Raw genomic sequence first — 19,505 nt, forward strand, 5'->3', positions numbered from 1 at the left:
CTATTCTCCCTTATTCACGACTTTAGGATTTACCACTTTTTTATCGGCAGCCATTAGCGGTGAAATATCAGGGGAATAGCTTTTACTCATCACCGTTGTGACTTCAGTACCATCAATTAAGCTATCAGGGCTTATTAAGGAAACTAACTCTCCATCTTTTAGCCCCCCGATAATATAAGCGTTCTCTTTATCTGAACGGACAACATGCACCTTTCGAGTTGTGACTTTATTATCAGCATCAACCACAATGACCTGCTCAGATCGTACAACGTGTCGAGGTAACTTAATCACATCACTGACTTTCCGTCCTTGGATCTTTGTTGTTACGAATGTACCAAATTGCAAAATTGGTAGTGAGAACGACGCTGAATTGTTGACGAGGGGTGAATGACGGTTATAAGGATCATTAACTTCTGCGACGAGATAAATCATTCGATTGCCTTTGTCAATTACACCTTCATTACGCACTAACTGTGCCGCCCAATGAATAACTTTCACTTCGTTATATTGAGATTCTAAGGTGATCTTTGTTGTTTCAAGACCGGGTAAATCAAGATAAGCCATAGATTGCGGCGTGATAGGTAAGCGAATTTCAGCCGTTTGCGTACCATACAACTCACCAATTAACTTACCTTTCGTTACATAACTACCGATATTGATTTCTTTAGCTGTCACTAAACTATCGAAAGGGGCACGTATTTCTGTTTTAGTCAGATTGCGTTTAGCACGCTCTACAGCAGCTTGAGCAAACTTTACATTAGCTTCTTCTTGTTTGCGTTGAGGCTCGCGTAAACCAAGAGACGTTTTTTTATTCGGAGAAACATCACGTAAAATCTTTTTAGCAACTTTTCCTCGCGCAATTTCTTCTTTTAATTTCGCTTGAGCTTGTGCCAGTGTCGCTTCAGCTTGAGCAAGATCAGCATGATAGTCGCTATCATCTAAGCGTGCTAATAACTCTCCTTTCGTAACGAACTTGCCCACAGCAAAGTCAGGAGAAATATATTTAACCGAGCCCACTACTTCAGAGACAACTTCAGCTTTTTGCTTGGGTTCAACAATTCCATATGAACCTACGGTGAGTTGTACATCTTGTTTTTGTATTTTAATGACTTCTAAAACAGGAGCCTGCACAGTGACTTTTTGCTGCTCTGGGCGTTTTTTGGTATTAATCAACAGCACTGATGCCACAATAAATATTGTAATAATAACCAAAGGTAGTAATCGTCTTACCATTACATGCATGCTTTTAATCCCTAATCAGCGCATTTCAATAATCAGATCTTGTTTCTAGTGTAGAGCATAGATGAATGGTCAAAAGTAGAAACATGCGATTAATTTATACGTAATAGAGTGTGAATTTGTTCACTATGTCATTCTTATTTTTGATTATTTATACATTCCATCTGTTAATCATGTGATCTATTAGCAGTACCTTATCTCGTACACACCACCTCACAATAAGCATCAACCCAAGTAATAAACGGTTAAACTTTGCTCATAACTCCCCCTTGAAAATCACTTTCACGCCCTTATTTCTTATTTAGAGAGACTATTTAGTTACACCGATTTACGTTTATTAAACGTGTAAATCGTACATATTTAGATGAAAGTTCAACTTTTTTAGTTATGGTTAACATGTAAAATCAATCAGTTACAAACCAGACAATAAAAAGATTAGAAAAACTTATTAAAATGTATTGACCGAACAACCACGGAAGCATATATTAATTACACGAACTGCCAAATGGAGTTCAAAATGCTAATAAGATTCGCCTGATTAGGGAATGCCTTATTAGTTCTGTTTTATCGGATCACTTAATCGATCCGCTTAGTGTAAAACGACAGCTTTATATAACCTCTGTCAACACTAAGACTATTGCTTATTATTGAGGATAGTTACTATGCGTAATGTAGATTTCACTCCCCTATACCGCCACGCTATTGGTTTTGATCGCTTATTCAACCTTGTTGAAGCAAGCAGCAACAAAGCACAGGCAACCGGATACCCTCCGTACAATATCGAGCAAACTGACGAGAATAATTACCGCATTACAATGGCGGTAGCTGGTTTCTCTGAAGATCGCTTAGATCTTACTCAAAATGAAAATATGCTTGTTGTAACAGGAACTAAGGCTCCTGAAGAAAACAAGAACTTTATCTATCAAGGTATTGCTGAGCGTAACTTTGAACGTAAATTCCAACTTGCAGATTACGTAAAAGTTGTTGGTGCAAATTTAGAGAATGGTTTACTTCATATCGATTTAGAGCGTGAAGTACCTGAAGCAATGCAACCACGCAAAATTGCTATTGGTAAAGCAGCAACACTGCCAACTGAAGAGTAATTTCAACGCTACTAATTAGCCTTAAGTAGATAACATATTTAGAGCTATCACCTTATTTCGACCTAAATTCGACTGGTTGATAGCTCACTATATTCATCCCCTATTGGGAAAACATATTTAAATTGCATTGATATTTGGCTTGAAGTAAGCGCTTCAACTAACATCACTCTTATCGTTAATAAAATATCGAACATGGTTCAGATAAGAATAACTAATCAATGCGATACATTGAGGAAAAGATTTATGAGTAAAATTATCGGTATTGACTTAGGTACAACTAACTCTTGTGTTTCTGTATTAGACGGTGACATGCCACGTGTTATTGAAAATGCGGAAGGCGAACGTACTACAGCTTCTGTGATCGCATATACAGATGGTGAAACCTTAGTCGGTCAACCAGCAAAACGCCAGGCGGTAACCAACCCTGAAAATACGTTATTTGCAATTAAACGTTTAATTGGTCGTCGTTTTGAAGACGAAGAAATTCAACGTGATCTTTCTGTGATGCCATACAAAATTATCAAAGCTGACAACGGCGATGCATGGGTAGAAGCAAAAGGTCAAAAAATGGCGGCACCTCAGGTTTCTGCTGAAGTTCTGAAAAAAATGAAGAAAACAGCAGAAGAATACTTAGGTGAAAAAGTAACAGCAGCTGTAATTACAGTACCAGCTTACTTTAATGATGCACAGCGTCAGGCAACCAAAGATGCTGGTCGTATTGCAGGGCTTGAAGTTAAACGTATTATCAATGAACCAACGGCAGCAGCTCTAGCTTATGGTTTAGATAAAAAAGGTGGCGATCGCACAATCGCAGTGTACGACTTAGGTGGTGGTACCTTTGATATTTCTATTATCGAAATTGATAACGTTGATGGCGAACAAACATTTGAAGTATTAGCAACCAATGGTGATACACACCTTGGTGGTGAAGATTTCGATACTCGTATGATCAACTACCTTGTTGATGAATTTAAGAAAGATCAAGGTATTGATTTACGCAATGATCCACTTGCAATGCAACGTGTAAAAGAAGCGGCTGAAAAAGCGAAAATTGAGCTTTCTTCTGCACAGCAAACTGATGTGAATCTACCTTATGTGACAGCGGATGCAACAGGTCCTAAGCACATGAATGTTAAGATCACGCGTGCAAAATTGGAATCACTAGTTGATGAGCTAGTACAAGGTACATTGACCCCTGTAAAATCAGCACTTAAAGACGCTAACTTGAATGTAAGTGATATCACTGACGTTATTTTAGTAGGTGGTCAAACACGTATGCCACTGGTACAAAAAACAGTTGCAGACTTCTTTGGTAAAGAACCACGTAAAGATGTTAACCCTGATGAAGCAGTTGCTATGGGTGCTGCGATTCAAGGTGGCGTATTAGCGGGTGATGTAAAAGATGTTCTTTTACTTGATGTTACTCCTCTCTCTTTTGGTATTGAAACCATGGGTGGTGTGATGACAAGTTTAATTAACAAGAACACCACAATCCCAACGAAAGCTGAGCAAGTGTTCTCAACCGCTGAAGATAACCAAAGTGCAGTAACGATCCATGTTCTTCAAGGTGAACGTAAACAAGCGATGCATAACAAATCGCTTGGTCAGTTTAATCTTGAAGGTATTCAAGCTGCGCCTCGTGGCATGCCACAAATTGAGGTTACTTTTGATTTAGATGCTGACGGTATTTTGAATGTATCAGCAACCGATAAGGCGACAGGTAAAGCGCAAAAGATCACGATTCAAGCATCAGGTGGTTTAACTGAGGCTGAGATTGAAAAAATGGTTCAAGAAGCTGAAGCAAATAAAGAAGCTGACATGCAATTTGAACAACTGGTCACAGCGCGTAACCAAGCAGATCAATTGATCCACAGCACACGCAAACAGTTAACTGAAGCTGGCGATAATATACCAGCAGAAGATAAAGCAAGCGTTGAAGCAGCTATCTCTGCACTTGAGAGTGTGAAATCTGGCGATGATAAAGACGCCATTGAAAAACACACTCAAGCATTGATGACTGCAGCACAAAAGCTGATGGAGCAGGCTCAAGCGAACAACCAGCATCAAGCAGAAACGCAAAATGAAGCAAAAAGCGACGATGTTGTGGACGCAGAGTTTGAAGAAGTGAAGTAATTACTCCCGATAGTTTGCTATCAGTGGTAGCATTCAATCGCAATGAATAGAGACGGGCGAAGAGATCAACATCTCTCGCCCTTTTCTACAATAACAACATGCAAAATGTAAATCTAATTTGGCTAACTATCTGTGCCTTTAATCGTTCATTACGCTTAAATCAATTATCGTTTTTGGGTATGATTAGCGGAGAATGTTCCAGATAGTTATCTCAGTTGAGATAAGAGGTGTTACCAATGTCAAAACGTGATTTTTATGAAGTTCTTGGTGTCGCCAAAACTGCATCAGAAAAAGAAATTAAAAAAGCGTACAAAAAACTCGCAATGAAGTTTCACCCAGACAAAAATCCGGATGATCCAACGGCTGCTGACAAATTTAAAGAAGTAAAAGCAGCTTACGAAATTTTAACCGACAAAGAAAAACGTACAGCTTACGATCAATTTGGTCATGCTGCGTTTGATAACCCAGGTATGGGCGGTGGACATCATGGTAGCGGTCATCACGGCGGTTTCCAAGGTGGCGGTTACGGTGATTTTGAAGATATTTTTGGTGGCGCATTTGGTGACATGTTCTCAAATGCTCGTGGTGGTCGTGGAGGCTTTGGTAGCCGTCATTCCACTCGTCCACAAAAAGGCGAAGATCTTCAATACACAATGGAAATTGATTTAGAAGATGCGATTAATGGTGCATCTCGTGTTATTGATTTACCCGTATTTGAAGGCACGAGCCAAGTAAATAAAAAGCTCAATATCAAGATCCCTGCAGGTATTGAAGATGGCGGTCGAATTCGTTTAAGTGGCAAAGGTCACCCGGGTATCAACGGTGGTCCACAAGGTGATGTGTTTATTCAAATGAATATTCGCCCTCACCCACGTTACACGCGCGAAGGTAATAATTTACATTGTAAAGCAACTACCGACTTTGTGACTGCTGCATTAGGTGGCAAGATTGAAGTAAATACCTTAAATGGTGCGATTAGCCTTAAGATCCCTGAAGGGACACAAAACGGTCGTAAATTCCGCCTCAAAGGCAAAGGAGTCACAGATCGTAAAGGCAATACTGGCGATTTAATTGTTCAATTAACAATTGAAACACCACAGAACCTAAGTGAGCGTCAAAAAGAGCTACTTGCCGAATTTGCTGCTGCATAAATATCATTACCGTTCAGGTTTCCATAATGGTTCTGCTGGTAGGATAGAAGCAGACAAGATACGAGGGCTATAACCAATACGGGTAACGAATGACCTGCTGAGAAAGCAGGACTTAAACACCATAATTTGGTTATAGCTATCAACAGTATTCAGGTCACTAGAGCGCGTAATGCTCAGGACATCATTATGGATAATGCGGTCCGTGACCAAAGTCATCGTAAAGCTGATTAAGAACGGAAAAGCACTCACCATTGCCGTGGTAGTGATGGATTGACCCAGCGGGCAATAATGACCCGCTGAAGTCAGTATCTTATCTAATCGCTTTTTTATATCGCGCTTTTAGTGAATAACTGTAAATTTAAAACCCTTATGACAACTATAAAACAGCTTTCCTTAGCAGTAGCAATCGCTGCATTATTTTCCTCCAGTACAGTATTTGCCACGCCTAGCAATGATGCGGCGAACACCATGCCTAATAGTGATTACTATGCGGCAACACAATACAAAGAAGCAAAAGCTCCACTCAATAACTTTGGTGCTATCGACGTAAAAGTTAGTATCCCAGAAAATGTGCAAGTGCCCCCTGCACCAGTAGAAGCCGGTGGTGCAAATGGTATCCCTGAAACTATGGTGCAGAAGTGGACTCAGGCAGGAGTATTCCCACCGAGTCTTAATGCACGGGCTTTCATTTTAATTGATGCCAACACTGGACAGATTATTGCTTCCAACAATGCCAACATGCGCATGGCTCCAGCCAGTACCACAAAATTAATGCTAATGTACATTGTTGAGCAAAAACTGGCCGACGGTGTAATCTCACTAGACTCGAAAGTACTCGTGCCAGAAGTCGCGTGGCGCACTGGTGGTTCAAGAATGTTCTTGAAGCCAGGCTCTTATGTTTCAGTGAAAGATCTTATTCAAGGTGTCATTGTTGAATCGGGGAACGATGCCGCTGTAACACTGGCAAATTACGTAGCGGGTTCGCAATCTTCATTCGTTTCGATGATGAACGCGACTGCAGTCAAGTTAGGTATGCACAATACCCACTTCACCACTGTTATGGGTCTGCCAGCACCAGCACATTTCTCTACCGCTTATGATCTTGGTCTTCTCGGAGAGCACATCATGAACGACTACCCTCAATACTTTCATTTTTTCAGTCAAAAGTATTTTGAATACAATCATATCCGCCAACCAAATTTCAATCGCTTATTGTTTACTTATCAATATGCGACGGGTATGAAAACAGGCAGTACAGAAGCCGCAGGGTACTCATTGGTAAGCTCTGCTAAGATGCCAGATAACCCAATGAACTTGGTTGCGGTAGTTCTAGGCACGCAATCACTGAATGATGTCGCAGCTCAAAGTAAAGGACTATTCAATTATGGCTTCCGTTTCTTCAAGCAAGACACCTTATATAAAGCAGACAGCAAACTTTCTGAACAACACGTTTGGGGAGGACAGCAAGATAATGTCTCTTTAGGTCTTGAGAAGCCACTAACCTTAGTTCTTCCTTCAAGTATTGATGAGAAAGATCTGCTAACTAATCTCCAATTTGACCATGATATCAAAGCACCGGTTGATAAGGGTGAAAAATTAGGCGAAATGACGGTAACTTATAATGGCAAAGTCATTAAAACCGAGCCACTTGTCGCGCTAAATAGCGTTCAGCAAGGTGGTTGGCTCACCCGAATTTGGGCAAGTATCTCAATGTATTTTCATAACTTGCTAGCGTCTCACGGTCTGTAGACTCAGAAAATTAGGCTGCGCTTTTGGGTTATACAACAAGCGCCAGGTGGTAAATAAAAACAACGTTGTGATAATTGTCTTTTTATTTGCCCCTGACGGATAGTAAACTCCAGTCGCAATAGCCATCATACTAATAAAGCCAATATTTTAGTCGATGAGAATAAGGTATTGGCTTTTTGTTTGGATAATCATTATGTCTACTTTTAAATCAAAATCCCCCTTAACAATGCTCACGAGTATTGTACTACTTAGCTTATCAACAACAGTTTTTGCTAGCATCTCTGACATCAACCGTGCAGTTGAAAATAGCCGTCATTTAGAACCTGGTGAAACTTTTGTACTCGACCAGCCTTGTAAGTTATTTAATAACTACGAGCATAAAATCTATCACTGTACAGCCATGATTGGTCCATTATCACTGATTAAAGACCAAGAATTAGATGCCATTAAAAGTGATGACGAGCTACTTTATCGTGATGTTGCTTTTGTGAGAAAAGAAGATGGACAACCCGTTTTCCGTCTACTTGCAAGAGAAGCTAAGACGCCAGAACAAACACCGCAAATATCATCAAATGAGCCATCAAAACAATCAGCAAAAAAACAATTATCTCATGTTGGTTTTCTTGCTAAGTAACGAAATAACAAAACAGCAGTCACAATAAACTACCGTTTTATTAGGTTCTCTTTTTTATGTGATTATGCGTTAAAAGCAACTCATTATTTTAAATTGCAGTTGGATATTTTTTCTAACTGCTTATTTTTAATACGCCTCTAGAAATTAATTATGTGTTTCCCTTTCTACAATTTAAAATGCTCATCCATTATTATGTTCTATAAGAGCTTGATATATACAACATGATTGAAGCAAAAATTGAAAACTGGGGACTCAAACGTGTTGAGCGTTATTTACCAATAACTCAGGGTCTCTTCAAAACTATAAATGATAAAAAACTATGTCAGTTATGTGTTGTGCTTTCTTTTTTTATTGGATTCATCACAACCTTTTTTATCGTTTCTTTCGAAATCTATTTAGAGTTACTCGGAGAAAACTGGTTAGCCTTAGATAACCTAATAAGACTCGTTGTCATTAACATTGTCTTTATCAGCTTGGAATTATTTTTACTATTTGAAATTGGGTTTATTACCACCGCAATTCTCATCAACCGCGCGTCAGCTAAATACCAGTTTTGTGACAGAATGAAAGCATCCTTAGTGCGTGCCGTTATGGAGCTTTCAGAGCCCGTTGATAATATTCATGGAATAAAACCTTATAAACAGTTTAGTAAATTCCGCTATATCAAAGTTGCCTTGTATACCGGTAAAGACATACTCAGCAATTTTATTATTAAGGCACTACTACAAAAATCGCTATCACGTAGTAGCGTACGTGTTTATATTCCGTTGGTTTCTACCTTAATCACTGGCTTTTGGGACGCATGGGTACAACAAAAAGCCCTTAGCGAAGTACGATTACGTATTTCAGCGCGCGTGTATGTACTTAACCAGTTGGCTGAACTTGAAGCTAAAGAGATGAGCCAAGCTTACATTATTGCTCTACTCCGTTTAATTGCTGTAAGACAGAGCTATAAACAAGAGTGTGATATCAATTTAGAATTCTTCTATGATCAACTTCATAAAAAGAAACAATGCGTAATAACAGAGCTTGAGTCTGTTGATTTGTTACTAGCAAGTGTTGATGCGCTAACGGTTAATGAAAAAGCAGAACTCACCGTTATGACCGAGTATTTGTTCTATTTCAGACGTTCACCGAATCGTATCGAAAAACAGTTGTTGTGCAAGCTTGGGGTACTTAAAGCAACCAAGCGCAATCCTCTGCTTTGCTAAACACACCACAATAAAAGCCGTCTTTAATGTATTCCACAAATTAATATATTCGAGGCGGCTTTGGTTTTCATATGTCAGCTTGATAGTCGCACGCGAAAACAACCACAAACCATCAAATTCAAATTTTCAGAAAGCGTTTCGTATTTTCATTGATTAGTGTTGTCATTAGTTCCCGAGATAATTGATGGTGTTCTGCTAATACATCAATCACTTGATTGATCATATTTGGCTCCCCTTGCACGCCATTGTATTTACACGGTGAATCTGACTCCACCAACAGCATATCAAGCGGAATTTTCTTCGCAAACTCTAAGTAATGGGGCTCGACAAAGATCCAAGGACTTACTGAAATGAAATGCGCTTGTTGATGAAGTAAGGCGAGGTTTTCGTCACTGCCTTCATACCAATGGAACAACGCCCCTTTGATTTGATAGTTCTTTAAAATAGGCAGCGCATAATGAATATCATCTTCTACCACATGCAAATTTACAGGTAGTTTTAGCTCTGCTGCAATCTTAACAAAACGCGCTAACCGTTCACTTCCGTGCTGTTTAATAAGGTGTTTTTCTTGTTCTGTTTTCTCATCTAAATAAAAAAACGGAATACCGATTTCGCCAATTCCAGATAATAAATGCCGATGTTGGTATATAAGATCAATAACAGCTTGGATCTCTTGTTCACTGACATCTTTCTCAGGGTGAATACCAAGAAATAGATAAATCTGATCTGAATATTGTTGTTTTAAGCGTATCAATTCTAACGCGCTTGCCTCGGTCATAGACACAGCACCTATTTTGCCGCTTTGCTTAAAAAACCGTTCCCTATCAACCGCTAGCACACCTTCTAGATGGCAGTGAATATCAATTAACACAGTAATATTTCCAATCAAGGTCAGACAAACAATAGAACATAAGAACGTTTATTATTCAATGCGTTAATATAATTAGTAGGTCTAAATTTTAGCTTAATTAATCTTTTATATCACATACTACGTATACGATATAAATATAATTAATGGAGTTATCTATATGTTTTCTTGGTTTAAAAACTATCCCGCCAAAAAATTAAAAAAACGCCACTCAATGCTACTTGAAGAAGCCATGCATGCACAAAGGAATGGCGACATCAGAACCTATTCTCGGTTAACAGCAGAAGCTGATGAACTATTTCAGCAAATCAAGCACCTCAATCAATCTGAAACCTGAGCTTTTCATAAACGGCTTGTTAATTTCAGCAAAAAAAAGCCTCCAATAATCTTTATACTCTAAGAGTTAAAGCTATTGGAGGCTTTCTTGCTTAACTAAAAATAAGCTTATTTCGCTGCTGGCTGTACCTGCGCTGGTGCTGCATCTTTTAATTCAATTTTATTATTGGAAGATACCGTTGTTTGCTGCGCAAGTTGCTGAAATTGCTTTTGCATTTCCATCATTTGCTGCTGCTGTTTTGCCATTAAGTTAGACATATTCATTTGCATATCCCCCATATCATTCCATGAGTTTGCAAATACATTATTCATTTCAATTTGTTGTTGCTGCAACTGTTTAAAGAATGCTTTATCTACTTTGGCGTTATCACCTTTGGATTGAAATTGAACAATCTCATAATTCATTGGGCCCTGTGGAGTCTGCACAGTCCCTTTAGTAACGGTTTTTTCACCATTATCTGTTTTTACCGTTTTAGTCGTTTGATTTGGTTGCACATTAGCTGATGCACTATCTACATTCTTTAAATCAACCGTTTGGATCCAACCTGTTTGACCATTACTTGGATCGCCGACCTTAGACCAACCCTCATTTTTAAAGATAGTGATCAAAGGTACATCTGTTTTTATCGTCTCAATTACCTTGGCTGAAACATTAGGCTCTTGATATAGCTTGATAGATTCAGTGGTATTATTAGCAGCCCATACAGCAGTACTCATACACGCTACAGCAGCAATACCTGCAACTGCTAGAATAGAACGTTTCATAAAATATCCTCTATGCACAGTGACTTAATTTAAAAGGTCTAAAATACTGGTTGACCACGCATAACCTGTAACAGATATATTATGTATCTTAAATTAATCGAAGATGAACAACGTCTAAACTCATTCAATTTATCCAAGGTAAAATTATTTTACAATTTTGATTTCTTATTCTCGTACATTTTTTTATCAATAATATTCATTGTCTTAACGATGTCACCTTGATAATTTTCAGTACCATAACTAAATGATACAAATGATAAGTCACCAAAATCATTACTTATTTTTTCATTAATCAACTTAATTCTATTTCTAATTGCCAAGGCATTATTATTTTCAGTAATGATCACAAACTCATCCCCACCATAACGAATAACCGAATCCTCTGAACGAAAAATTGAACGCAACAATGAAGAGAATTTTTTAATTAATTCATCACCTTTCACATGTCCATAATCATCATTCACATGTTTAAAGTTATCTAAATCAATAAGAATAATGGTACTTTTATTTGTGAAATAATAGTTATTAAAAAAACGTTTATTATATAATCCACTCAAATCATCAATTAATGATATATGCTGATATTGCTCTTTTTCACAATAAAGATCAGTAATATCTTTTGCAACTGTATAATAAAACGTCTCTGTGTTTATAACTGTGTCAAACTCTATTACATCAAAATAGAGAGTATTATTCTTTAGTTTACATTCAATAACATTTGCCGATGAATGAGCACTTACATCCGTAGCTAGATTATGGTGGTAAACGTAAGTTATAAAACAGGATGAAAGAACATTAGTCGACATCACTTCTTCATACGTCATACCCAATAAATCAACATTAGTATGAAAATTCAGCCAATGCTTCAAGTTTTCATTGATAAAAACAATTCGATGTTCTTTATTTCGAACGCATAGAAAACCAGGGAAACCAGCTAAAAATGGCGTTAAATATTCTTCAGCAGCATTAATCATTACTATAATTCATGAATTCGATATTTTGTAAATATACAGCAAATACCAATTAAGAATCAAGTTGCATTATTTAGAACAGATTTTTTAAAATCGGATACGACTATATCATCACTTATTCTTTAACGATCAAAACTCGGTTTGGGCAACGATGCTCCTCACTCTCGACTAGATAGCTTGATGTTCCTTGTTGTAAATCTTCAATCGGTGCTTGAGTAACAACTTCTACACGTAAACCAAACTCATGTTCACGTTTTTTAAAGCTTTCAAATATCTTTCTCTCTTCATGGTTTAATGCAGTTAAATCTTTACCATCAAGTTCAATAATTTTGTCTAATAATTCTCGATCTGCAGTATTCATCGTAAAGTACTCGTTATACCCATTACGTAAAAAATAATAACTTACTCCTATCTGATAAAAATTACATCTTATCGGTATTTAGATTATCGCTTAAATATTTTTTATTTAATTGATATTAATATCGATTCTTATTCAATAATAGAATTCACAAAAAAGCTTCTTTTAATAAAGAAGCTTTTCTTATTTTTCCGATTACTCTTGTGATTCTGATTTAGATTCTACTGTCCAATGTTCATTTTTATCATAAGCGCTATCGCATAAGTCGACGGAAAATCCCATATCAACAATTTCTTTTAATGTTAGATTATCTGCCAAGACTGCGATTTCGCCTTTTTTATTCACTAAGTCCATGTTCACTCCTTAACCGATCTTTGTTGATATACCATTGTGAGTATAACGTTGAATAAAAATCCTGCCGTGAAAAGATCATTATGAATATTTAACGCAATATACAATGAATAAATAGCCATTCAATTATTCAATTAATTTCCATGGTGAATTTTTATGATCAGGCTTATCACCTTGTGACCACCATTTAGCTTGATAAATATGCCCCTGATAATTCACGCTATCACCACCATGATAAACACTGTTGGGCTGCCATTGAAGGGTTACATTCGTATCATCGCGATTGTCAGCAACCCATACAGGTGATACATCTGGTTTTTCACCTTTCGTCCACCACTGTGCGATATAACGCACAGTGTTAAACATGACACTATCACCTGCATGATACACGGTATTTATATCCCAGAGCTCTTCATTTAAAGGGGGTTCTTTTTTTCCTTTCACAGTGATAATAACTGATTTTATCGTTTCAGCTTGCCCGTCTGACACGATAATCGTCACGCTTGTGGTGACATCAGTTGTCGTTTTAGGCGCTGTAAAACTAACAATCGCACTGCCATTTTCTGCAGTGACAATCTGTGCATTTATTGCTGTGAAAGTTAATGAATTATTTTCCGCATCAGTTGCTGCAACCATAAATTGTAACGTTTGCTGTGACGCAGTCGACTGTTGAGACGGTACGATAAGCTTTGGAGCTGTATTCTTTTCTGTATTTGAAAAAACATTATCTATCGCCTCGGCTAATGGCGAAGACAACTGAGTACATTGCTTTAACTTATCACCGTAAGATAGGAACTGACCATAACATTGAATATCACCACTGACCTGCCAAACCACGACCCCACCTAAATCGTGATTAACCACGTACTTGGCTTTTTCCGTTACTGACTGGGGGTTATCGTAGCTTAAAAAATATTGCTCTTTTATTGCATACGGAACTTGTGCGTTTGCATCCCACTTATGCTCCCAGCCAATCGCTTTAACAATCTTATTGTAATTAGGTTGACCATCATGTGCAGCCCAATGGTAAGTATCAGCAGCAGACATAGCTGGACCATCTATAACGAATTCCATTTTACTTTTAGCTGTAGGGGCACCGACATAGGCATTGGCTGCTGTGGTTTTTACTCCACGACCATAAAATGCAATGCCTAGATTTATTTTTTCAGGCGCGATACCACGTTCTAATAGCCAACCTCGAAGAGTATCAAGGTTAAGTGAATCACTGGTTTTCTCCGGATAAGGGTAAAGTGGCGCGTTATGACCTGCAACAGTCGACCAACCTCCATCAAGGTCATACGTCATCATATTAAAATAATCTATCGATTTCGCTAAACGCCCCCAATCGTATCCAGCAAGCTTTGATGTCGAGGCTGAAAATGCAGCAGACAGTAATTTATCAGGTCCGATATGAGTACGAATATCTTCCATTAATTGTTCAAAGTTGGCGAAATCATCGGTACTACCACTAAAATTCATGCCTCCAAAACCAGGATATTCCCAGTTGATATCAATACCATCAAAGCCAAAGGCGATTAATTTATCGATATCTGCAAGAAAGCGGGCTTTTTTATCCGGATTAGCCGCCATCTCTGGAAAATGTTTAGACATACTCCAGCCACCAATTGATGCCATCACTTTAACGTCTTTACGGTGAGCTAGTTCAAGCAACCCCAGTGCCTCTCCTTTTGTTTTTAGAGGGATCGGCATATTACCCGTAACTCCTGATGGCAAATGTCTCCAACCATGTCCCTGGGGAACAAATCCTTGCGCTTTGACTTTGGCAAAATTATCCGCATCAGACACTTCGTTAAAAGGGAAGTAATCAATATATTCTACCTCCCCCCATAAGATTGGAAGGTCCCAACTATTTGATGTACTAAATAATGGGGCTGGTTCTTGAGCTGTGCTCTCTAGATACAGTTCACTATTACGAAAATCACCACTATGCAAAGAACCATCTTTTGCGACACCAAAAAAAGAGAAATTAATCATAGAATATATATCTAAATTAATATTAAGCTGTGTCGCTTCACCTTGAATAGAATACCCAGCCTCAACACCTTTTGCGGCTTCCCACTGCGTAAGATAACCAATAACATTCTTATTATGCATAGGTACTGCATACACATTAGTTGAGGTACAAGTTACAATTAGGCTAGATGTAACACATGCTATCCATGCTTTTTTTATTTTTATACACATATTCCACTCCATCTACCTAGTACAGGTAGTGCAATCATCTCACTGACAACGTAGTGATATTTCCAACACTATTTCTATAACCAACCACTTAGTAGCATTATGTCGCCATACCAAATTTATCTCTTACCTTGTTCATCAATAAATAATAAAGATATGTTAGATAGAAAAATAAGGCCGAGTTATTAGTCAGCAATCAAAAAACCAACCACGATGAAAGAAAGACAATGCCAATGAATAATACTTATCGTTAGTAACGATATTCGCAGTAAATAAAGATAACAAATGTACTTTTACTCATTATTTCCACTAAGATCAAAAAATAATATTAAAGTTAATTTACTAATATATTAATTGTGGATTTTTATTTATAAACGTTTGGTATAAATTACGATAGTGTTATTATAATGACTTATTAATATAAATTATCTATGCAATGGATTCGGTATGATAAAGAATGCAACGAATGCATCACAAGGGATGTTACTTTTTAAGCTGTCCACACTACAAAGCTTTGCGATTGGTACGCTTAAAGTCCGTGAAATCGTACCTTATACAAATTTAAGTGTTATCCCAAAATCTCACCCAACTGTACTTGGTACCACTACATTACGTGGTGACACCGTTCCTGTTATTGATATGGCCAAAGCAATTGGTTATCCCGCTATCAGCCAAGAAGAGCGTCAACGTTGCTTTATTATCATTACGGATTGTCGACGTAAGTTAGTCGGATTCTTGGTAAGAGGGATTGAACGGATCACAGAGTGTAACTGGCAAAATATTGAAGCACCTCCCCAACATTTAGGTAGTGATATTTTTGTTACTGGTGTTATGCGCGATGCAGACAAATTGATTCAACTATTAGATGTTGAATTGCTTCTCTCTAAAATTTTTCCAGATGATCCTTCAACGTTACTGCCGACATTAACAGATATTGAACGTGAGACTTTACGCCCGTTAAAAATATTATTAGTTGATGATTCCGCCGTCGCCAGAAAACAATTAACTCAAGCACTTGATAGTATCAGTGTGCCCTACTTTGTTGCCAAAAATGGGCAAGATGCTTTTAATATGATGCAAACGGCTGCGCAAGCAAAAGATCCATTCCATATTTTGGTTAGTGATATCGAAATGCCAGGGCTAGATGGGTATGAACTCGCATTCAATGTCAAAAACACCGATGCGCTCGTCTCAACCTATATTATTTTACACACATCCCTTTCAAGTGAAATAAGTGTATCTCAAGCACACCAAGTTGGTGCTCAAGAAGCACTGACAAAATTTGAAGCGAATGAATTAATTCATGCGATGTTACGAGGTGCGGAGCAGCATTTAGCATTAAACAGCTAAAATGAAAAAGCGAGAAATCACCAGTTATATTACTATCGGTAATTTCTCGCTTTTATAATCTATTATTGCATTAGATTAACGAATAAAACGATTATAGATAAACAGAATAATAAATGCACCCAAGGTAGCGGTAATGATGCTGCCAATATTTACACCAGTAGCATGGCCTAAACCAATAAATTTACCAACAAACCCACCAACAAATGCACCGCCAATACCCAATGCCATTGTTACAATCCAACCACCGCCATCTTTACCAGGCATTAAAAACTTTGCCAATGCACCAGCAATCAAACCAAGAATAATCCAAGATAAAATACCCATTAAGAGCTCCTATACTTATTAAAATTGTAAATACTTATAATTGGTAAGTGTAGACAGGTATCAGCTAACGAAGTTCAAATCTTTGTCAGAGATTTTATAAAATAATAAGAAACTTATATACCAAATATGATTACATTAACTTTTATCACATAAGATCTTTTGACTTCTTCTCACCTAAAATCACACTTTTTATTCATTCACTATAGTGTAATATGCGCGCTACTCGATGATTTTTATATAGATGTTATAAGGCGATGATACATATGAAATACGATTGGATTCTTTTCGATGCTGATGAAACCCTGTTCTATTTTGACGCTTTTAAAGGTCTACAGCTCATGTTTTCTCGTTATGATATCGCCTTTAGTGACGCTGACTTCAAACAATACGAGTTAATTAATCGTCCATTATGGGTGCAATATCAAAATGGCGATATTTCAGCTAGTGAGCTTCAACAAACACGTTTTCGGGAATGGGCAAAAAAACTAAAAACAACAGAGCAACAGCTTAATGATGATTACATGCAAGCGATGGCTGATATTTGCGAAGTATTACCGGGGACAACATCACTAATTCGTTCTCTTAATGGTCGAGTTAAATTAGGCATTATTACTAATGGCTTTACTGCACTGCAAAAAATCCGCTTAGAAAAAACAGGACTAGCCGATTATTTTGATCTACTTGTTATTTCAGAGCAGGTCGGCGTCGCTAAACCCGATCGCCGTATATTTGATTATAGTCTTGAAAAAATGGGTAACCCTGCGCCAACTTCTGTACTTATGGTAGGTGATAACCCACAGTCAGATATTTTAGGTGGTATTAATGCAGGTTTAGATACATGTTGGTTTAACCATCAAAACCAATTATTACCTGAAAATATAAAACCAACCTATCAAGTATCAACACTGGCTGAACTTGAAAAAATATTAGCTTAGAAACAACAAGTTAAATCTGATAACTGATATATATCGCGAATTTTTATTTTATATTCGCGATATATACACTGTTCATTCCGTATTAAATACGAATAATTGCCGAATATCACTTTACAATCATCTTAAATAGCTTTAGTTTTGGGTCAATTATTTCATTCGAGCGCATAAATTATGTATTCAATCAATCACAACAATTTAGCAGTATCTTCTACTGTATTTGTTATGAATACTATTGCGCTTGTCTCTGTTGTCGTCGTCGTCAAATAACGCTGACGTTTAAGCTTATTCGTCAGTTACTATTGCTGGCGGATATGTTAACTCTCCTTTTTATCTTCCAGCCAAACTGACCATTCATTTAGAAGGTACGCCGTTTGAAGAGAAGAGAACTTGCCGCCATTGGATTTATGACTTTTGCCTTATTTTTAGGGGCAGGAAACCTTATTTTTCCACCTATGATGGCACAACAAGCCGGTGAAAACTGGTTAATCGCCATAGTAGGCTTCCTACTAACCGCCGTTGGTTTACCAGCCTTAACACTGATCGTTTTAGGTCGACTCTCATCTGCAGATAAACTCACTGCCTCATTACCACATTGGATGGATCGTACTTTCTGGTTTTTAGTATTAACGACTCTTGGACCAGCCTTTGTTCTACCTCGGGCGGTAACTGTAGCCTATGAAATGGGTATTAAACCTTTCTACCACGGAAACGGATTAATGCTATTTTCAGTTCTATTTTGCTTATTAACCTTAATCTTGGCACTGAAGCCCGGTAAGTTAGTTAGCTATATTGGTAAAGTAATGACGCCTGCATTAATCGTGATGCTAGCAGTCTTAGTGATTGCCGCTTTGATTAACCCATTGGGCTCTCCGACAGATGCCAATGCTGTTTATAAATCAGCACCGACGGTTAACGGTATGATCCAAGGTTACATGACATTAGATGCTATCGCAGCGGTTGCATTTGGTTGGGTGATTATTCAAACGATTCGTAGTACGGGTATTAGCTGTAACAAAGCGATTTCTTACTATACATTGCGTATTGCTGGTATCTACGCATTACTGATGTCTTTGTGTTATTTAGCTATGGGGTATTTAGGTGCGACTTCCTCTTCTATTGCTCCCAACTCAACCAATGGCGGTGAAATTTTAACGCGCTATGCTGCTGGTGAGTTTGGTACATTTGGTCAAATTTTATTAGCAACTATCACTTTAATGGCTTGTTTAACCACAACCATTGGCTTAACCAATGCAAATGGCGAATATTACAAGAATACCTATAACGTCCCTTTTAAAATCAGTGCCGCTGTGATCATGAGCTTAACAGCCATTATCTCTAATGTTGGCTTAGAAACGATTATTGAAGTCAGCCTACCTGCTATTTTGATTTTATGCCCTATCGCTGTATCACTCATCATCGCCATTATTTTTATGCCGAACACTGTGAGTAACGAAAAGCGTAAATTCTCGATGAGCCAAACACTGATCGTCATTATCGCCACGTTATTTGGCAGTATTGATGCACTAAACATTTTGGGTAAAATCCCTTCCGCTATTCATCAAGATCTAACAGCATGGTTACCTTTGTTTAATGCTCATGCGTCATGGCTACTCCCTGTTCTAGTAACCATTTTTAGCAGTAAAGTGATTCATATTATTCAACGTAATCGAAATGCAGTTGCTATCGGCTAACATAAAGAATTGAAGCTATGCCACTGGTATAGCTTCAATATCAGCGTTACTACAGCCTTCCATCATTTATATAGAAGCATAAAAATACAAAATTCTGCGTAAATGCTCATATATTTACCTATCATTATGATTTT

Annotated in this window: 18 protein-coding genes; 10 read left to right on the top strand and 8 right to left on the bottom strand. The window is 37.7% G+C overall.

What is annotated here, in order from left to right; translation table 11 throughout:
- Complete coding sequence (locus BTO08_RS21615; RefSeq protein WP_105062593.1) at positions 1–1,242, bottom strand: efflux RND transporter periplasmic adaptor subunit; 1,242 nt, start codon at positions 1,240–1,242, stop codon at positions 1–3.
- 659 nt (positions 1,243–1,901) lie between these two features.
- On the opposite strand from BTO08_RS21615, the gene BTO08_RS21620 reads away from it, so the two are divergent.
- The 6 genes from BTO08_RS21620 to BTO08_RS21645 all read left to right on the top strand — a co-directional run bounded on the left by BTO08_RS21620 (position 1,902) and on the right by BTO08_RS21645 (position 9,220).
- The gene (locus tag BTO08_RS21620) at positions 1,902–2,342 is read left to right on the top strand and encodes an Hsp20 family protein (protein WP_006644850.1); all 441 of its coding nucleotides are present in this window, start codon (positions 1,902–1,904) and stop codon (positions 2,340–2,342) included.
- A 243-nt stretch (positions 2,343–2,585) separates the two neighbouring features.
- Positions 2,586–4,475, top strand: coding sequence for a molecular chaperone DnaK (gene dnaK, locus BTO08_RS21625; protein WP_105062594.1), 1,890 nt, complete (start codon positions 2,586–2,588; stop codon positions 4,473–4,475).
- Between the two features lie 236 nt (positions 4,476–4,711).
- A complete protein-coding gene (locus BTO08_RS21630; protein WP_105062595.1) occupies positions 4,712–5,626 on the top strand; it encodes a DnaJ C-terminal domain-containing protein in 915 nt (304 codons plus the stop codon).
- 369 nt (positions 5,627–5,995) lie between these two features.
- Positions 5,996–7,375, top strand: a complete 1,380-nt coding sequence (locus BTO08_RS21635) for a D-alanyl-D-alanine carboxypeptidase family protein (RefSeq protein WP_105062716.1) — start codon at positions 5,996–5,998, stop codon at positions 7,373–7,375.
- 193 nt (positions 7,376–7,568) lie between these two features.
- A complete protein-coding gene (locus tag BTO08_RS21640; RefSeq protein ID WP_105062596.1) occupies positions 7,569–8,009 on the top strand; it encodes a hypothetical protein in 441 nt (146 codons plus the stop codon).
- A gap of 221 nt (positions 8,010–8,230) precedes the next feature.
- Positions 8,231–9,220, top strand: a complete 990-nt coding sequence (locus BTO08_RS21645; protein WP_105062597.1) for an LBF_2804 family protein — start codon at positions 8,231–8,233, stop codon at positions 9,218–9,220.
- A 118-nt stretch (positions 9,221–9,338) separates the two neighbouring features.
- On the opposite strand, the gene BTO08_RS21650 is transcribed toward BTO08_RS21645, so the two are convergent.
- Complete coding sequence (locus BTO08_RS21650; RefSeq protein WP_105062598.1) at positions 9,339–10,091, bottom strand: TatD family hydrolase; 753 nt, start codon at positions 10,089–10,091, stop codon at positions 9,339–9,341.
- Positions 10,092–10,248: 157 nt separating this feature from the next.
- Between BTO08_RS21650 and BTO08_RS21655 the strand changes: the two genes are divergently transcribed.
- A complete protein-coding gene (locus BTO08_RS21655) occupies positions 10,249–10,425 on the top strand; it encodes a DUF6435 family protein (protein WP_105062599.1) in 177 nt (58 codons plus the stop codon).
- Between the two features lie 107 nt (positions 10,426–10,532).
- Here the strand turns inward: BTO08_RS21655 and BTO08_RS21660 are convergent, their stop codons facing one another.
- The 5 genes from BTO08_RS21660 to BTO08_RS21675 all read right to left on the bottom strand — a co-directional run bounded on the left by BTO08_RS21660 (position 10,533) and on the right by BTO08_RS21675 (position 15,074).
- Positions 10,533–11,189: an SH3 domain-containing protein gene (locus tag BTO08_RS21660; protein ID WP_045132245.1), complete on the bottom strand. Its 657-nt coding sequence runs from the start codon at positions 11,187–11,189 to the stop codon at positions 10,533–10,535.
- A 149-nt stretch (positions 11,190–11,338) separates the two neighbouring features.
- The gene (locus tag BTO08_RS21665; RefSeq protein ID WP_105062600.1) at positions 11,339–12,163 is read right to left on the bottom strand and encodes a GGDEF domain-containing protein; all 825 of its coding nucleotides are present in this window, start codon (positions 12,161–12,163) and stop codon (positions 11,339–11,341) included.
- A gap of 112 nt (positions 12,164–12,275) precedes the next feature.
- Positions 12,276–12,521 carry a hypothetical protein gene (locus BTO08_RS21670; protein ID WP_105062601.1) on the bottom strand — a complete coding sequence of 82 codons (246 nt, stop codon included), beginning with the start codon at positions 12,519–12,521 and terminating at the stop codon, positions 12,276–12,278.
- A gap of 192 nt (positions 12,522–12,713) precedes the next feature.
- Positions 12,714–12,872 (bottom strand): hypothetical protein, encoded by a 159-nt coding sequence (locus BTO08_RS22410; RefSeq protein WP_198038520.1) that lies wholly within the window; start codon positions 12,870–12,872, stop codon positions 12,714–12,716.
- A 123-nt stretch (positions 12,873–12,995) separates the two neighbouring features.
- Complete coding sequence (locus tag BTO08_RS21675; RefSeq protein WP_105062602.1) at positions 12,996–15,074, bottom strand: glycosyl hydrolase family 18 protein; 2,079 nt, start codon at positions 15,072–15,074, stop codon at positions 12,996–12,998.
- 444 nt (positions 15,075–15,518) lie between these two features.
- Between BTO08_RS21675 and BTO08_RS21680 the strand changes: the two genes are divergently transcribed.
- Positions 15,519–16,421 carry a chemotaxis protein gene (locus BTO08_RS21680; RefSeq protein WP_105062603.1) on the top strand — a complete coding sequence of 301 codons (903 nt, stop codon included), beginning with the start codon at positions 15,519–15,521 and terminating at the stop codon, positions 16,419–16,421.
- Positions 16,422–16,496: 75 nt separating this feature from the next.
- On the opposite strand, the gene BTO08_RS21685 is transcribed toward BTO08_RS21680, so the two are convergent.
- Positions 16,497–16,745 (bottom strand): GlsB/YeaQ/YmgE family stress response membrane protein, encoded by a 249-nt coding sequence (locus BTO08_RS21685; protein WP_105062604.1) that lies wholly within the window; start codon positions 16,743–16,745, stop codon positions 16,497–16,499.
- 263 nt (positions 16,746–17,008) lie between these two features.
- Between BTO08_RS21685 and yjjG the strand changes: the two genes are divergently transcribed.
- Positions 17,009–17,680, top strand: a complete 672-nt coding sequence (gene yjjG, locus BTO08_RS21690) for a pyrimidine 5'-nucleotidase (protein ID WP_105062605.1) — start codon at positions 17,009–17,011, stop codon at positions 17,678–17,680.
- Between the two features lie 371 nt (positions 17,681–18,051).
- Positions 18,052–19,371, top strand: coding sequence for a branched-chain amino acid transport system II carrier protein (gene brnQ, locus BTO08_RS21695; RefSeq protein ID WP_105062606.1), 1,320 nt, complete (start codon positions 18,052–18,054; stop codon positions 19,369–19,371).
- Positions 19,372–19,505 lie beyond the last annotated feature (134 nt).

The organism is Photobacterium angustum (assembly GCF_002954615.1).
Taxonomy (GTDB): Bacteria; Pseudomonadota; Gammaproteobacteria; order Enterobacterales; family Vibrionaceae; genus Photobacterium; species Photobacterium angustum_A.

Excerpts from the sequence above, each read along its gene's own strand:
- BTO08_RS21615 (WP_105062593.1), bottom strand. The coding sequence starts at position 1,242 with ATGCATGTAATGGTAAGACGATTACTACCTTTGGTTATTATTACAATA.
- BTO08_RS21620 (WP_006644850.1), top strand. The coding sequence starts at position 1,902 with ATGCGTAATGTAGATTTCACTCCCCTATACCGCCACGCTATTGGTTTT.
- dnaK (WP_105062594.1), top strand. The coding sequence starts at position 2,586 with ATGAGTAAAATTATCGGTATTGACTTAGGTACAACTAACTCTTGTGTT.
- BTO08_RS21630 (WP_105062595.1), top strand. The coding sequence starts at position 4,712 with ATGTCAAAACGTGATTTTTATGAAGTTCTTGGTGTCGCCAAAACTGCA.
- BTO08_RS21635 (WP_105062716.1), top strand. The coding sequence starts at position 5,996 with ATGACAACTATAAAACAGCTTTCCTTAGCAGTAGCAATCGCTGCATTA.
- BTO08_RS21640 (WP_105062596.1), top strand. The coding sequence starts at position 7,569 with ATGTCTACTTTTAAATCAAAATCCCCCTTAACAATGCTCACGAGTATT.
- BTO08_RS21645 (WP_105062597.1), top strand. The coding sequence starts at position 8,231 with ATGATTGAAGCAAAAATTGAAAACTGGGGACTCAAACGTGTTGAGCGT.
- BTO08_RS21655 (WP_105062599.1), top strand. The coding sequence starts at position 10,249 with ATGTTTTCTTGGTTTAAAAACTATCCCGCCAAAAAATTAAAAAAACGC.
- BTO08_RS21660 (WP_045132245.1), bottom strand. The coding sequence starts at position 11,189 with ATGAAACGTTCTATTCTAGCAGTTGCAGGTATTGCTGCTGTAGCGTGT.
- BTO08_RS21665 (WP_105062600.1), bottom strand. The coding sequence starts at position 12,163 with ATGATTAATGCTGCTGAAGAATATTTAACGCCATTTTTAGCTGGTTTC.
- BTO08_RS21670 (WP_105062601.1), bottom strand. The coding sequence starts at position 12,521 with ATGAATACTGCAGATCGAGAATTATTAGACAAAATTATTGAACTTGAT.
- BTO08_RS22410 (WP_198038520.1), bottom strand. The coding sequence starts at position 12,872 with ATGGACTTAGTGAATAAAAAAGGCGAAATCGCAGTCTTGGCAGATAAT.
- BTO08_RS21675 (WP_105062602.1), bottom strand. The coding sequence starts at position 15,074 with ATGTGTATAAAAATAAAAAAAGCATGGATAGCATGTGTTACATCTAGC.
- BTO08_RS21680 (WP_105062603.1), top strand. The coding sequence starts at position 15,519 with ATGATAAAGAATGCAACGAATGCATCACAAGGGATGTTACTTTTTAAG.
- BTO08_RS21685 (WP_105062604.1), bottom strand. The coding sequence starts at position 16,745 with ATGGGTATTTTATCTTGGATTATTCTTGGTTTGATTGCTGGTGCATTG.
- yjjG (WP_105062605.1), top strand. The coding sequence starts at position 17,009 with ATGAAATACGATTGGATTCTTTTCGATGCTGATGAAACCCTGTTCTAT.